The organism is Hamadaea flava (assembly GCF_024172085.1).
Classification (GTDB): domain Bacteria; phylum Actinomycetota; class Actinomycetes; order Mycobacteriales; family Micromonosporaceae; genus Hamadaea; species Hamadaea flava.
The window spans coordinates 6,079,548-6,094,994 of the sequence record NZ_JAMZDZ010000001.1; the positions used below are offsets into that span (position 1 = coordinate 6,079,548).

The following is a 15,447-nucleotide window of genomic DNA, read 5'->3' on the forward strand; positions in this document are numbered from 1 at the left end:
GGCTCCCCGGCTAGGGTGGAAGTGACGGACGAGCCCACAGCGTGGTGGGTGAGGGGAGCGGTTGTGATGTCACCAGACGGTGGCCTGCTGAGCGGCGAGAGCGTGGACGCTGACGCCGATTCCATGGAAGAGGTCGTGGACGACTCCGCCGACCTCGACGACGATCTGCCCAACGCCGAGCGCCTCGTGGCCACCGCGGTCGCGCTGGCGGGCGAGGACCTCGACACCGCACAGCTGGTGAGCCGCTACTGGCGGTTCGCGCCGGACGAGGAACTGGTCGGGCAGACCCCCAGCGTGATGCTCGCCGCGGTGCGCGCGCACCGCGAGCTGGCGAGCAGTCGCGTCGCCGGGGAACTCAAGCTGCGCATCGCGCTCACTCCCGACGGCCATCACACGGCCATCGAGATCGTCACCGACGACATGCCCTTCCTCGTGGACTCCATCACCGCGGCCCTGTCGGCCCGCAATCTCGACGTGCACATGCTGGTCCATCCACTTCTAGTGGTACGCAGAGAGCCGCTGGGCGAGTTGGTGGAGGTCTGCGCCGACGTCGAGCCCGACGACGCGATCGCCGGCGACCAGATCGAGAGCTGGATGCGGATCGAGACCGATCCGATCCGCGACGCGGCCGAGAACGAGCAGGTCGGCGAGGAACTGCGCCGCGTGCTGACCGACGTCCGGGAAGCCGTCGAGGACTGGCCGTCGATGCGCGCCCGCGCCCTGGAACTGGCCGACGACCTGGCCACCGCCGAGCTGCCGGTGCCGGACAAGGACATCACCGACTCGGTCGAGCTGCTGCGCTGGCTGGCCGACAACCACTTCACGTTCCTCGGCTTCCGCGAGTACAAGCTGGTCGAGGGGCACCTGCTGACCGCCGTCCCGGGCACCGGCCTGGGCATCCTGCGCAACGACCAGGCGCACCCGCGCGAGCTGGCCTCGATGACGCCGGAGGCGTACCGCAAGGCGCTGGAGAAGCGGCTGCTCATCATCACCAAGGCGAACTCGCGGGCGACCGTCCACCGGTCGGCGTACCTGGACTACATCGGCTTCAAGACCTTCAACGCCGAGGGTCAGGTCGACGGTGAGATCCGGTTCCTCGGCCTGTTCAGTTCGGCCGCCTACCGGGGCAGCGTCCGGGATCTGCCGGTGGTCCGCCGCAAGGTCGCCGAGGTGCTCGACCGGTCCGGGCTGAGCCCGCGCAGCCACTCCGGCAAGGATCTGCTGGAGATTCTGGAGAGCTACCCGCGCGACGAGCTGTTCCAGATCAGCACCGAGGACCTCTACCAGGCGTCGGTCGGTGTGCTGCGGATGGCCGGCCGCCGGCAGTTGCGCGCGTTCCTTCGGCGCGACGCGTACGGGCGGTTCATCTCGTGCCTGGTCTACCTGCCCCGCGACCGGTTCACCACCCAGCACCGGCTGGCCATGCAGGAGATCCTGCTCCAGGAGCTGCACGGTGTCGGGCTCGACTACACCACCAAGGTCACCGAGGGTCCCCTGGCTCGGGTGCACTTCATCGTCCGGGTCGACCCGACCGCGCCGCCGGGGGCGATCGACGCCGACGCGCTCGCGGAGAAGCTCGCCGACGCCACCCGGGCCTGGGACGACGACTTCAAACTCGTGCTCGCCCGCAAGCTCGGCGACGAGCAGGCCAAGTTCCTGTTCGGCCGGTACGCCGACGCGCTGCCGGAGACGTACAAGGACGGCTACAACGCGTACGAGGCGATGCAGGACCTCGCCAAGCTGGAGCTGCTGGAGGAACCGGGTCAGCTCGAACTGCACCTGTTCCGCCGCCGGAAGGACGACCGGGACGTCCGGTTCAAGATCTTCCGCTTCGGGGAGCCGATGGTGCTCTCCGCCGTGCTACCGGTGCTGCACTCGCTCGGCGTGAGCGTCACCGACGAGCGGCCCTACGAGCTGCACCGGGACGACGGCCGGGTCTTCGTCTACGACTTCGGCCTCCAACTGCCCGAGAACTCCCGGGAGATGGCCGAGGTCCGGGCGCACGTCGAGAACGCCTTCGCCGCCGCCTGGCGGGGCGAGGCGGAGATCGACGGGTTCAACGAGCTGGTGCTGCGGGCCGGGCTCACCTGGCGGCAGGTCATCGTGCTCCGGGCGTACGCGAAATATCTGCGGCAGACCGGGACGGTCTACACGCAGGAGTCGATGGAGCAGACCTTCATCGCGTACCCGCAGCTGGCCGCCGCGCTGGTCGCGCTGTTCGAGACGCGGTGCGACCCGCAGCTGAAACTGGCCGACGAGGACCGGTCGTTGCAGGGCAAGGAGCTGATCGCGTCGATCAACCGGCAGCTGGACGCGGTGACCAGCCTCGACCAGGACCGGATCCTGCGCCACTACCTGACGCTGATCCAGGCCACCCTGCGGACGTCGTTCTTCCAGAAGGGCATCGACGGTCGGCCGAAGTCGTACGTGGCGTTCAAGCTGGACCCGCGCGCGATCCCCGAGCTGCCCGCGCCCCGGCCGAAGTACGAGATCTTCGTGTACTCGCCGCGGTTCGAGGGCGTACACCTGCGCTTCGGCGCGGTCGCCCGCGGTGGTCTGCGCTGGTCCGACCGCCGCGACGACTTCCGGACCGAGATCCTCGGCCTGGTCAAGGCGCAGATGGTGAAGAACGCCGTCATCGTGCCGGTCGGCGCGAAGGGCGGCTTCGTCCTCAAGCAGGCGCCCGCGCCGACCGACCGTGACGCCTTCATGGCCGAGGGCGTGGCCTGCTACCGGCTGTTCATCTCGGCCCTGCTCGACGTCACGGACAACCTCGACGCCGGCAAGGTCGTGCCCCCGGTCGACGTCGTCCGCCACGACAGCGACGACACCTACCTCGTGGTGGCGGCGGACAAGGGCACGGCGACGTTCTCCGACATAGCCAACGAGATCTCGCTCAGCTACGGATTCTGGCTCGGCGACGCCTTCGCCTCCGGTGGTTCGGCCGGATACGACCACAAGAAGATGGGCATCACCGCCCGAGGCGCGTGGGAGTCGGTCAAGCGGCACTTCCGAGACTTGGGTAAAGACATCCAGAACGAGGACTTCACGGTCGTCGGCGTCGGTGACATGTCCGGCGACGTGTTCGGCAACGGAATGCTGCTGTCGCAACACATCCGGCTGGTCGGCGCGTTCGACCACCGGCACATCCTCGTCGACCCGAACCCGGACTCGGCCACCTCGTGGGCCGAACGCAAGCGGCTGTTCGACCTGCCCCGTTCGTCCTGGGCCGACTACGACGCCTCGCTCATCTCCGCAGGCGGCGGCGTGTTCCCGCGTACGGCGAAATCGATCGAGGTGTCCCCGCAGATGCGGGAGGCCCTCGGCCTGGCCGACACGGTCACCTCGATGAGCCCGACCGAACTGATGAAGGCGATCCTGCTCGCGCCGGTCGAACTGTTCTGGAACGGCGGCATCGGCACCTACGTCAAGGCGACCACCGAATCGCACGCAGAGGTCGGCGACAAGGCCAACGACGCCATCCGGGTCAACGGCGGCCACCTGCGCGTGACCGTCGTCGGCGAGGGCGGCAACCTCGGCTGCACCCAGCGCGGCCGGATCGAGTTCGCCCAGACCGGCGGGCACGTCTACACCGACTTCATCGACAACTCGGCCGGTGTGGACTGCTCCGACCACGAGGTCAACATCAAGATCCTGCTGTCGGCCCAGCCGGAGCTGAGCCTGGAGGACCGCAACGCCCTGCTCGCCGAGATGACCGACGAGGTCGGCGACCTGGTGCTGCGCGACAACTACCAGCAGGCGACCGCGCTGGGGACGGCTCGTTCCCAGGCACATTCGCTGCTGCCGGTGCACCGTCGCCTGATCACCGCGCTGGAACAGTCCGGCCGGCTCGACCGGGCGCTGGAAGGGCTGCCGACCGACGACGAGCTGGCCAGCCGGTTCGCCGCCGGACAGGGACTGGCCACGCCGGAGTTCGCGGTGCTCATGGCGTACGTGAAGATCGCGCTGGAGGAGGACATCCTCCACTCCGACCTGCCGGACGAGACCTGGACCCATCAGCTGCTGTCGGACTACTTCCCGACCCCGCTGCGGGACCGGTGCACCGAGGCGATGGCGCAGCACCCGCTGCGGCGGGAGATCGTCACCACGGGGATCGTCAACGAGGTGGTCAACCGGGGCGGCATCTCCTTCGTCTTCCGGGCGATGGAGGAGAGCGGCGCTCATGCCGCCGACGTGCTCCGGGCGTACGTGATCGTCCGCGACGTCTTCGACCTGCCCCGGTTGTGGGCGGCCGTCGAGGAGCAGGACAACCGCATCCCCACGGACGCGCAGACGATCATCTACCTGCAGGCGCGGCGGCTGCTCGACCGGGCTGTGCGCTGGCTCGTGCAGTCCCGCCGTCAGCTGGACGTCCCAGCCGAGATCGAACGGCTCCAGCCGGGCGTCGCGGCGCTGTTGCCGCAGCTCACGCACCTGTTCCTGGGCGTCGAGCGGGACGCGCTGGCCAAGCACTCGCAGAAGCTCGAGGAACTGGACGTCCCGGTGGAGCTGGCCGAGTGGGGCACCCAGATCCTGCACAGCTTCGGGCTGCTCGACGTGGTCGAGGTCGGCAACCAGACCAGCCGGAGCCTCGACGACGTGGCGGGGGTCTACTTCGTCCTGTCCGAGCGGTTCCGGGTGGACGACCTGCTCACGAAGATCTCGATGCTGCCGCGGGAGGACCGCTGGCAGACGCTGGCCCGGATGGCGCTGCGCTACGACCTGTACGCCGCCCTCGCCGCCCTCACCGCGGAGGTGCTCGCCGCGTCGCCGGACGACGCGGACCTCACCCCGGAGGAGCGGGTCAACCAGTGGGAGCAGGTCAACGAAGCCTCCATCACCCGGGCGTTCAACGCCATCGGCGAGTTCGACTCGTCGCGGGCCGATCTCGCCGCGTTGTCGGTGCTGCTCCGGCAGATCCGCACGCTCGTCATGCGATAGCTCCGCGATGCCCGGCTTGGCGCTTTTGCGCCAGGCCGGGCGTACGCCCGCTGCGTTACATTGAGCGAATGGTGGCTCGATATCTCGCGATCGGCGCGATGGCGGTGGCGTTCCTCGCCGGGTGCTCCTCGGGTACGCCGTCCGCGTCCTCGTCGTCCTCCGCGTCGGCTGCTCCGTCGGCCTCGCCGTCCGAGGCGACCGGCAGCCAGACCTCGGGCGTGGGATCCCCGACGCCGAGCCGGCTGCTGCCGTCGACCAAACCGCCAGCGTCGCCGAAGGCGGGCACAGTGCTGACCGGGACCGTCGTCAAATCCGAAGTCGAGGGCGGCTGCCTGGGGCTGAACGCCGACAACGGCAAGACCTACCAGATCCTCGGCACGGCCGACCGCGACGTGCTGGTGCCCGGCGCCCGCGTACGCGTGACCGGCCGGGTACGCGACGACGTCGCGACGATCTGCCAGATCGGCACTCCGTTCGAGGTGGCGTCGGCAGAACGTCTCTGACCGTCGTCCAGGTTGATCGGCTACCGTTCGCTGCATGACGATCGCTCTGGTCACCGACTCGACGGCGGGCCTGCCCGCGGAGTTCGCCGGCCGGATCCGGGTCGTTCCGCTGGCCGTGGTGATCGACGGCGTCGCCCGCGCCGAAGGCGTCGAGGTCTCCTCCGCCGAGGTGGCTGCGGCCCTGCGCAATCCCAAGCTCAGCGTCACGACGTCCCGGCCGGCCCCGACGGAGTTCGCCGAGGCGTACCAGGCGCTGCTGGACGACGGCGCCACCGGCGTGGTCTCCGTGCACCTGTCGGCCGCCCTCTCCGGTACGCACGAATCCGCTGAACTGGCGGCCCGCGACTTCGCCGGCCGCGTACGCGTCGTCGACTCCCGCTCGACCGCGATGGGCCTGGGCTTTCCCGTCCTGGCAGCCGTCTCCGCCGCCGCATCCGGGGCCACCGTCGACGAGGTGGCCGACGTGGCGACCACGGCCGTCGGGCGTACCGAGACGTACTTCGTCGTCGACACCCTGGAACACCTGCGCCGGGGCGGCCGGATCGGAGCGGCGTCCGCACTGCTCGGCACGGCGTTGGCAGTGAAGCCGATCCTGCACGTCGTCGACGGCTCGATCGTCTCCCAAGACCGCGTACGCACGACGTCCCGGGCACTGGATCGCATGGTGGAACTGGCGATGGCCGCCGCCGGCGACGAACCCGAGGTCGAGATCGCCGTCCAGCATCTCGACACCCCCGAGCGCGCCGAGCAGATCGCCGCGATCGTCCGGGAGCGGCTGGGGGACCGGCTGCGGGCGCTGTACACCTCCGAGGTCAGCGCGGTGATCGGCGCGCACGTCGGGCCGGGCGTCGTCGGGGTCATCGTCCACCGCTGACCCGCCTGTCCCGACCCTCGCCGTCCCACGGGCCGCCTCGCCGTGCGCTGCCCCGCGCTGGCCCGCTGTGCGCTGCCCGCGCTGGCCCGCTGTGCGCTGCCGCGCGCTGGCCCGCTGTGCGCTGCCGCGCGCTGGCCCGCTGTGCGCTGCCGCGCGCTGGCCGGCGTCGCGGCGCCCGGAGGCGTGATGATCTCCGGAAGGCTAGCTACCTGATCTTGGCGCGATAAGGTGCGCACCAGTCCGGAGATCACGAAGCGCTCCGCCGGACGGCGCCGCGCGTCCCGCCGGACGGCGCCGCGCGCCAGCGGAGGGGCAGTGTGCTCTGGTGGACGGGCCGCGCTCGGGCGGACGGGCCGCGCTCGGGCGGACGGGCCGCGCTCGGGCGGACGGGCCGCGCGTCCCGCCGGACGGGACCGCGCGCCCGCGGATCGGACCGCGCTCACGCGGACGGGCCGCGCGGAGGGTTTGCCTCGGCGAATCCGCCGCGTTGTCCACAAAGCGCGGCTGTCCACAGAAGAGGCGTGAGTCGATGGGTGCGACGATCGGTGGAGCGCCTAGCGTCGCCGCGTGACCCAGCCCGACGAACCCGAAGCCCGAGGCCGCCTGGCCGCCCTCGTAGGCAAGCCGTTGGCCAGCCCCGAGCCGAACCGCCGCCCCGAGCAGAAGAGTCACGCAGCGGAGCCGAGCAGCCGCGAGCTGAAGACCAGTCTTGCCAGCGCTTTCGATCCGGGGCGGCCGGGTCTCAAGGCGATCGCCGCGATAGCGGCGGTGGTCGTCCTCGCGGCCGCCGCGTACGCCTGGTTCTCCCGGCCACATGCCGAACCGGTTGCCCCCGCCCCCGCGTCTTCGGCAAGTGCTCCGACGACAGGGCTGATCGTCGCCGTCTCCGGGAAGGTGAAGTTCCCCGGACTCGTCCGGCTACCGGCCGGGGCGCGGGTCGCGGACGCGATCGAAGCGGCGGGCGGCGTACTTCCCGGCACGGATCTGTCCACGGTGAACCTCGCCCGGAAGGTCGCCGACGGCGAGCTGATCACCGTCGGCGCGCCCGCGAATACCACCGCCTCGGGCACGGCCGCCGACGGCAAGGTCAATCTCAACACCGCGACCGCCGCCCAGCTCGACGCCCTGCCCGGGGTGGGTCCGGTGCTCGCCGAGCGGATCGTGGCGTACCGGGATCGCAAGGGCGGCTTTCGCAACGTCGGTGAACTGCGGCAGGTCGAGGGCATCGGCGACGCCAAGTTCGAGCAGCTCAAGGATTTGGTGACGGTGTGACCGGCCGGGATCTCCGGCTGGCGCCGCTCGCTCTCGGCTGCTGGCTGGCGGCGTACGCCGCGCTGCTCACGAGCCTGCCGATCGCGGTCGCGATCACGGCCGCAGCCACTGTGGCCGCTCTCGTCTTCCGCCGGCGGAGGATCGTCTGCCTGGCGTTGATCGGGGTCGCGTTAGGAGCCGGGGCGACGGCGGCCCGCCTCGCGATCCGGGACGATCCAGCGATCACGCGGCTGGTCGACGACAAGGCGACGATCGCGGCGGAGGTGGTCGTCCGCGACGACCCCCGTTCTCTCCCAGGGCGTACGCCCTCTTGGCTGATCGACGCCGAGCTGACGCGGGCGGACGACCTCCGCCTCAGCGTTCCGGTGCTGGTCATCGCCAGCGGCGACGGCGATTGGCGGGCGCTGCTGCCGGGCCAGCGGATAGCGGTCACCGGCCGGCTCGGCGCGACGCGGGGTGGTGATCTCCAGGCAGCCGTCCTCGCGGTCAACCGCCCGCCGCGACTGATCGGCCGCGCGCCCTGGGCTCAGCGCGCCGCCGGAGGTCTGCGCGCCGGACTCCAGAAGGCTTGTGCGGGCTTGGAACCCAGGCGCGGTGGGCTGCTGCCCGGATTGGTCGTCGGCGACACCTCGCGACTGCCGCCGGAGGTGCAGGAGGACTTCAAAGCGGCGGGGATGACACATTTGACGGCCGTCTCCGGCTCGAACGTGGCGATCATCATCGGCTGCCTGCTGCTGTTCCTGCGCTGGTGCCGGGCCAGTCCGGCGATCTGTGCGGCGGCCTGCGTACTGGGGGTCGCCGGGTTCGTCATCCTGGCGCGGCCGTCGCCGAGCGTCCTGCGGGCCGCGGTCATGGGCGGTCTCGCGTTGGCGGCGTTGGCCACCGGCCGGGGCCGGGCGGCACTGCCCGCGCTGTCCGCGACCGTCGCGATCCTGGTGGTCGTCGATCCCGAGTTGGCCGCCGACGCCGGGTTCACCCTGAGCGTCTGCGCCACCGCCGGGCTGCTGCTGCTCGCGCCGGGTTGGCGGGACGCGTTGCAGCGCCGGCTGCCCCGGGTCGCGGCCGAGGCGCTCGCGGTGCCGGCCGCCGCTCAGGTCGCCTGCGCGCCGGTCATCGCGGCGCTGTCGGGCTCGGTCAGCCTCGTCGCGATTCCGGCGAATCTGCTGGCCACGGCCGCGGTTGCCCCGGCAACCGTGCTCGGTGTCCTCGCCGCGGCGAGCTCACCGATCTGGCCGCGGGGCGCGGAATTCGTCGCCTGGCTGGCGAGCTATCCGGCCGCGTGGCTGGTCACGGTCGCGCGGGTCGCCGCCGGTTTGCCGGGAGCCGCTCTTCCCTGGCCCAGTGGTACGCCGGGAGCAGTGCTCCTGGCCGGGTTGACCGTGATGGCACTCGTCGGGTTCCGCAGCGCGACGGTGCGGCGGGTGGTGCTGGTCGTGACGGCGGCGGCGGTGCTGGGCGCGGCCCCGGTACGCCTCCTCGCCTCGGGGTGGCCGCCGAAGGGGTGGCTGGTGGTCGCCTGCGATGTCGGCCAGGGCGACGCGACGGTGCTGCGTACGCAGGACGGCGCGGCCGTCGTCGTGGACGCCGGTCCGGAGCCGGCGGCGGTGGCGGGCTGCCTGGACCGGCTCGGGATCACGACGGTTCCGTTGCTGGTGATCAGCCATTTCCACGCCGACCACGTGGGCGGTGTCGCCGGGGTGTTCCGCGGCCGCCGGGTCTCCGCCGTTCTGACGCCCGACTGGCCGGAGCCGGTGGAGGGGCGTACGGGGGTGCTCGCGGCGGCGGCCGCCGCCCGCTCGCCGGTGAGTGTGGCCACTCCTGGCGAGGTACGCCGCATCGGCCCGCTGACGATGACGGTCACCGGACCGGTGACCCCGTTACGCGGCACGAGGTCGGATCCGAACAACAACTCGATTGTGCTGAGCGTCTCGTTCGGGGGAACGTCGGTGCTGCTCACGGGTGATGCCGAGGTCGAGGAGCAACAGGAGCTGGTCGCGGCCGGAGTCGGTCGCGCCGATGTTCTCAAGGTCGCGCATCACGGTTCGGCCTTTCAGGATCCGGCGTTCCTGGCCGCCGTCGCACCGGCGATTGCGCTGGTCAGTGTGGGTGCGGGCAACGACTATGGGCATCCGAACCCGGCGGTGCTGGCGAGCCTGACCCGTGGCGGCGCGCGTGTCGTGCGTACGGACCAGGCGGGGGACGTAGCGATCGCCATCGACGCTGGTCAACTCACCGTGACGCCCCGGTCGTGAATACCGATGTGCCGCCCACCCCGACGAGTGAGCGGATCATGGCGCTCGGCGTGCGAGTATTGCGGTGTGAGTGCTCCCGCGCTGCTATTGGTTCTCGGTGACGAAGAGTTGTTGGCCTCCCGCGCCGTCAACCAAGTAGTGGAAGCGGTCAGACGGGACGATCCGGTCGCCTCGGTCAGCGAGTTCCAGGGGAGTGATCTGCTCGCGGGCGAGTTGGCGGGCGCGTTGAGCCCGTCGCTGTTCGGCGGTCGCCCGGTGGTGATCGTCTACAACGGACAGGACGCGAAGAAGGACCTGACGGCGGCGCTGCTCGCCTACGCGGCCAACGCCGATCCGGGGGCGACCCTGGTGGTCTGCCACGCCGGCGGCGCCAAGGGCAAGGCCCTCGCCGACGGTCTGAAGCAGGCGGGGGCGGAGGTCGCGCTGGCGGCCAAGCTGTCCCGGCATGCCGACAAGGTCGACTTCATCCGCTCGGAGATCCGGCGGCTCGGCGGCAAGTGCAGCGGCGAGGCGGCCGAGGCGCTGCTCGACGCGGTCGGCAACGACCTGCGCGAACTCGCCGCCGCGTGCAACCAGTTGATGGCCGACACGAACGGGCGGATCGAGCTCGACGTCGTGCAGCGCTACTACAAGGGCCGGGCTGAGGTCAGCGGGTTCGCCGTGGCCGACGCTGCTGTCGCGGGTGACATCCCGGCCGCGCTGGAGGCGTTGCGCTGGGCGCTGGCCACGGGTGTCGACCCGGTCCCGATCGCGGACGCGCTCGCCGACGGCGTACGCACCATCGCACGGGTCGCCTCGGCCGGGCGCGGCGGAAACGCGTACCAGTTGGCGAGCAAGCTCGGCATGCCCGCGTGGAAGATCGAGAAGGCGCAGCGGATGGCTCGGGGCTGGAGTCCGGAGGGCCTCGTGGACGCGATGGCCGCCGCCGCTGTGTGCAACGCCGAGGTCAAGGGCGGTTCCGACGATCGCGGGTACGCCCTGGAACGGGCCATCATGGCGATGGCGGCGGCCCGGAGCGGGCGATGATCGCCGGCATCGGCGCGAAGGATCGTCCGTTCTATGCCCGAGCCCTGGGGCTGCACTACGTCCGGCCCAGTGGTCTGCTGTGCTTCTTCTTCTTCGAGGGCGCGATCGCCCTGGCCACCCTGCTCGCCCTGGCCGAGCTGGTGACGTGGTGGGCGGTCGTGGTGCTCCCCGGCGCGATCGCGATCATGGTGAAGATCAACGATCTGATCGCGGGATTCGGCGCCCGCTCAGCGGCCCGCGCGCAGGCCCGGGCGGCGGTCCGCAGCGCCACCCGGCGGGCGGCCAAACGCGAGGCCAAGGCGGCCCGGCGGCAGGCCGCCCTCGCCTCGGCGGCTGCCGACGGCGGTCCCGCGCAGGTGGACGACGAAGACCTCCTGGAAGAGGCGCCCGCCGCTGTCGGCCGGGCCTCGGTGCCTCAGCCGTACGCCGGCCTGGCCGCCCCGGACGAGGTGCGTTCCAGCCGGGCCCGGCGGCGGCAGTCCGCCGCGCACCGCTACGACTGAGCCCGATCTGGTTCCAGGTACGCAAAAGCCCGCCGCCGATGAGGGCAGCGGGCTTGTCGCGTGTCTGGGGCGTCAGGCCGCGGCGACCGTGTTGAGCCGCTTGGCGATCGACGACTTGCGGTTCGCCGCCTGGTTCTTGTGGATGACGCCCTTGCTGACCGCCTTGTCGAGCTGACGGGAAGCGGCGAGCATCAGCTCCGACGCCTTGGCGGCGTCGCCGGTCTCGGACGCCTCGTGGAACTTGCGGATCGCGGTCTTCAGCGAAGACTTGACCGCCTTGTTCCGCAGCCGCGCCTTCTCGTTCTGGCGGTTGCGCTTGATCTGCGACTTGATGTTGGCCACGTGTCAGCCTCTCCTAGCTCGGGGCATCAACCCCGCTGAAGCGGGGACACAAAAGTTCGACGTGCCAGATTACCAGGCGCGGCCTTGGTCAGCCAAAGCGCAGGGCAGCTCGGGCTGACTAGGTCACCAGCGCCACTTCTGGCGACGCGCCAGCCATTCTATCGCCAGCCGCCCGCAGTGCCGCTGGTGGGTCCGAACATACGGGGAATTCGGGATCTCCGGGCGCATCCCCTGGGTCAGGTAATACCCGGCGAGGCCCGCCAAGGTCGCGTCGAGCGCGTCATCGGGCGCGCCCGCGACGGCAGGATGCGTGGTGAACAGCGTATCCACGTCATGATCGGGCACCGCCGAGATCAGCAGGCTGACCAGGTCGAGCCAGGCCGGTCCACGGCAGAGGTGGTTCCAGTCGCAGATCCACGCCGCACCGGCGGTGTCCAGGATCACGTTGTCCGCCCGCAGATCGCAGTGCATGACGCCGGGCATGGCATCGCCGTAGTCCAGCAGCCGTCGCTCCAGCCGTGCGAGTTCGGCGAGATGCGGCTCCAGCCTTGGGTCCGGCAGCTCGGCCGCGCCCGAGAGCACCGCGGCCCACCGATCGAGGGTGCCGCGCATCACAATGCTGAACGGATCCGGCGCGAACTCGGCCAACGCCGCCGGCATCGGCGTGAGCAGCGCTGCCGTTCGTGCGTACGCGTCCAGGGCGGCGGTCAGATCCGGTGCGCGCCACGGCAGCTCGGGCATGTGCGCGCCGTCCACCGCGTCGAGGCAGATCACGAAGTAGCCGGCCGACTCCGTCGCCCACCGCACCCGGGGCACCGGTACGCCGACCGGCAACGCCTCGGTGATCCGCGCCTCCTGGGCGTACCACTCGGCCACTGTGAGATCGAGTCGCGCGGCCTTGACGAAGGCGCGGAACCCGGCCACCGTGGTGAGGACCGCCGCGAAGCCTTGGGTGAAGCCGCTTCGGGCGACCCGCGCGGACGCGACCTCACCGCCGAGCCGCTCCGCGATCGCAGTGCGCAGCGACTCCGGCAACTGCTCCCAATCGGGCCGTTGCGCGGTCTCGGTGTACGGGATCATGCCCGGAATGGTTCCGCAGAGCCGCGATCGGGCGCTAGTCGTTAAACCACCAGATCGAGGAGGCCACCGTGGAACTGGACGAGTTCTGGGACGTGATCGACGCCGCGCGGGCGGATGTCGCCGGCGAGATCGGCCAGGACGGCGAGGCGCTGGCCAAGGCGCTGACCGACCGGCTCGGGCGGCTGTCGCCCGCTGGGCGTACCGCGTTCGGGCAGACGTTCGCCCAGCTGAGCACCCAGGCTCTCCGGTGGGAGGTGTACGCCGCCGCGTACCTGATCGGGGGCGGTTGTGATCTCGACGGCTTCGAGGACTTCCGCTTCGGCCTGATCGCGACCGGAAAAGACTGGTACGCCAAGGCGCTGGCCGATCCGGACGCGCTCGCCGGGAACCCCGTCGTCGCCGAGGCGGCCGAGTGGGACGACGACAGCGCGATCTTCGCCGAGCTCGTGGGCGACGCCGTCGCCGAGGTGTGCGCCGTCGATCTGCGCAAGCAGGGCGACCCGGCCGGTGAGCGGTTCGACGTCGACGACGACCTGATCATGCGGGCGCGGCTGCCGCGGCTGGCCGCACTGTTCCTGGGCTGGCCCGCGAACGAGGGTTGCCGCTGCTAGGGCTACACATGAAAAGGTTCGGGCCGGGCATGGGATCATAGGAGCGAGCTGCAGCCGCAGCGTCATCCCATCTGACGACGAAACGGACGATCCGTGCCTCCGACGCCCGGTGTGAACCAGCCCGGTGCCACCGACCCCGGTGCCATCCGGAACTTCTGCATCATCGCACACATCGACCACGGTAAATCAACGTTGGCCGACCGGATGTTGCAGCTGACCGAGGTGGTCGATCCGCGCCAGATGCGGGCGCAGTACCTGGACCGCATGGACATCGAGCGGGAGCGCGGCATCACGATCAAGTCGCAGGCGGTCCGCATGCCGTGGACCGTGCGCGAGGGGGAGCGGACCGGCGAGACGGTCGTCCTCAACATGATCGACACTCCGGGGCACGTCGACTTCACCTATGAGGTCTCGCGCAGCCTCGCCGCGTGCGAGGGCGCCGTCCTGCTGGTCGACGCCGCGCAGGGGATCGAGGCGCAGACTCTGGCCAACCTGTATCTGGCCATGGAGAACGATCTGACGATCATCCCGGTGCTGAACAAGATCGACCTGCCGGCCGCCCAGCCTGAGAAGTACGCCGAGGAACTGGCCAACCTGGTCGGCTGCCTGCCCGAGGAAGTGCTGAAGGTCTCGGGCAAGACCGGGGTCGGCGTACCGCACCTGCTGGACGAGATCGTGCGGCGGCTGCCCGCGCCGATCGGCGACTCCGGCGCGTCCGCCCGCGCCATGATCTTCGACTCCGTCTACGACATCTACCGGGGCGTCGTGACCTACGTGCGAGTGGTCGACGGCCGGATCGAGGCCCGCGACCGGATCCGCATGATGTCCACGGGCGCAGTGCACGAGCTGCTGGAACTGGGTGTCATCTCGCCCGAGCCGGTCAAGTCCGGTGCGCTCGGCGTCGGCGAGGTGGGCTACCTGATCACCGGCGTGAAGGACGTCCGCCAGTCACGGGTCGGCGACACGGTCACGATCAACGCCCGGCCGGCCAAGGAGTCGCTCGGCGGCTACAAGGACCCCAAGCCGATGGTCTACTCGGGGCTCTACCCGATCGACGGGTCGGACTACCCGGCGCTGCGGGAGGCGCTCGACAAGCTCAAGCTGAACGACGCCGCGCTGGTCTACGAGCCGGAGTCGTCGGCCGCGCTGGGCTTCGGTTTCCGCGTCGGCTTCCTGGGCCTGCTGCACCTGGAGATCATCCAGCAGCGGCTGGAACGGGAGTTCGGCCTCGACCTCATCGCCACCGCGCCGAACGTGGTGTACCGCGTGCTGATGGAGGACGGCAACGAGGTCGTCGTCACCAACCCCAGCGAGTACCCGACGGGCAAGGTCGCCGAGGTGTTCGAGCCGGTCGCCCGGGTCACCGTGCTCGCTCCCAACGACTACGTCGGCGCGATCATGGAACTCTGCCAGGGCCGCCGCGGCACGCTGCAAGGCATGGACTACCTGTCCGCGGATCGCGTCGAGCTGCGCTACGTGCTGCCCCTGGGCGAGATCATCTTCGACTTCTTCGACCAGCTCAAGTCCAGGACCAAGGGGTACGCCAGCCTCGACTACGAGCCCTCCGGCGAGCAGTCGGCCGAGCTGGTCAAGGTGGACATCCTGCTGCAGGGGGAGACGGTCGACGCCTTCTCCGCGATCGTCCACAAGGACAAGGCCTACACGTACGGCACGACCATCGCCGCGAAGCTGCGCGAACTGATTCCGCGGCAGCAGTTCGAGGTGCCGATCCAGGCGGCGATCGGCTCCCGGATCATCGCCCGCGAGACGATCCGCGCCATCCGCAAGGACGTGCTGGCCAAGTGCTACGGCGGTGACATCACCCGGAAGCGCAAGCTGCTGGAGAAGCAGAAGGAAGGCAAGAAGCGCATGAAGATGGTCGGCCGCGTCGAGGTGCCACAGGAGGCCTTCATCGCCGCGTTGTCGACGTCGGACAGTGGTGACTCGGGCGGCGGCAAGTCCGGGCGCAAGTGATGTTCTGCCCCCGGTGCGGGGCGGCCCTGGAGGCTGCCCCGCCTTCTCAGTGCGGGCAGTGTGCGTACC

General features: G+C 70.5%; 11 protein-coding genes. 9 read left to right on the plus strand and 2 right to left on the minus strand.

What is annotated here, in order from left to right; genetic code table 11:
• The first annotated feature begins 66 nt into the window (after window positions 1–66).
• From HDA40_RS28500 to HDA40_RS28530, 7 genes are all read left to right on the plus strand, one after another.
• A complete protein-coding gene (locus HDA40_RS28500) occupies window positions 67–4,941 on the plus strand; it encodes an NAD-glutamate dehydrogenase (RefSeq protein WP_253760882.1) in 4,875 nt (1,624 codons plus the stop codon).
• A 68-nt stretch (window positions 4,942–5,009) separates the two neighbouring features.
• Complete coding sequence (locus HDA40_RS28505) at window positions 5,010–5,444, plus strand: hypothetical protein (RefSeq protein ID WP_253760883.1); 435 nt, start codon at window positions 5,010–5,012, stop codon at window positions 5,442–5,444.
• 34 nt (window positions 5,445–5,478) lie between these two features.
• Entirely contained in the window at window positions 5,479–6,318 is an 840-nt protein-coding gene (locus HDA40_RS28510; protein ID WP_253760884.1) for a DegV family protein, read from the plus strand.
• A 567-nt stretch (window positions 6,319–6,885) separates the two neighbouring features.
• Complete coding sequence (locus HDA40_RS28515; RefSeq protein ID WP_372502997.1) at window positions 6,886–7,590, plus strand: ComEA family DNA-binding protein; 705 nt, start codon at window positions 6,886–6,888, stop codon at window positions 7,588–7,590.
• On the plus strand, window positions 7,587–9,842 hold the full coding sequence (locus HDA40_RS28520; RefSeq protein ID WP_253760885.1) for a ComEC/Rec2 family competence protein: 2,256 nt from the start codon (window positions 7,587–7,589) through the stop codon (window positions 9,840–9,842). Before HDA40_RS28515 ends, HDA40_RS28520 begins: the two co-directional genes overlap by 4 nt.
• A gap of 6 nt (window positions 9,843–9,848) precedes the next feature.
• On the plus strand, window positions 9,849–10,868 hold the full coding sequence (gene holA / locus HDA40_RS28525) for a DNA polymerase III subunit delta (RefSeq protein WP_253760886.1): 1,020 nt from the start codon (window positions 9,849–9,851) through the stop codon (window positions 10,866–10,868).
• Window positions 10,865–11,371, plus strand: coding sequence for a hypothetical protein (locus HDA40_RS28530; protein WP_253760887.1), 507 nt, complete (start codon window positions 10,865–10,867; stop codon window positions 11,369–11,371). Before holA ends, HDA40_RS28530 begins: the two co-directional genes overlap by 4 nt.
• 72 nt (window positions 11,372–11,443) lie before the next feature.
• Here the strand turns inward: HDA40_RS28530 and rpsT are convergent, their stop codons facing one another.
• A complete protein-coding gene (rpsT, locus tag HDA40_RS28535) occupies window positions 11,444–11,713 on the minus strand; it encodes a 30S ribosomal protein S20 (protein WP_253760888.1) in 270 nt (89 codons plus the stop codon).
• A 123-nt stretch (window positions 11,714–11,836) separates the two neighbouring features.
• Complete coding sequence (locus HDA40_RS28540) at window positions 11,837–12,793, minus strand: phosphotransferase family protein (protein ID WP_253760889.1); 957 nt, start codon at window positions 12,791–12,793, stop codon at window positions 11,837–11,839.
• Window positions 12,794–12,861: 68 nt separating this feature from the next.
• Between HDA40_RS28540 and HDA40_RS28545 the strand changes: the two genes are divergently transcribed.
• Entirely contained in the window at window positions 12,862–13,404 is a 543-nt protein-coding gene (locus tag HDA40_RS28545; protein ID WP_253760890.1) for a DUF4240 domain-containing protein, read from the plus strand.
• Window positions 13,405–13,497: 93 nt separating this feature from the next.
• Window positions 13,498–15,378, plus strand: coding sequence for a translation elongation factor 4 (gene lepA / locus HDA40_RS28550; RefSeq protein ID WP_253760891.1), 1,881 nt, complete (start codon window positions 13,498–13,500; stop codon window positions 15,376–15,378).
• Window positions 15,379–15,447: the final 69 nt, after the last annotated feature.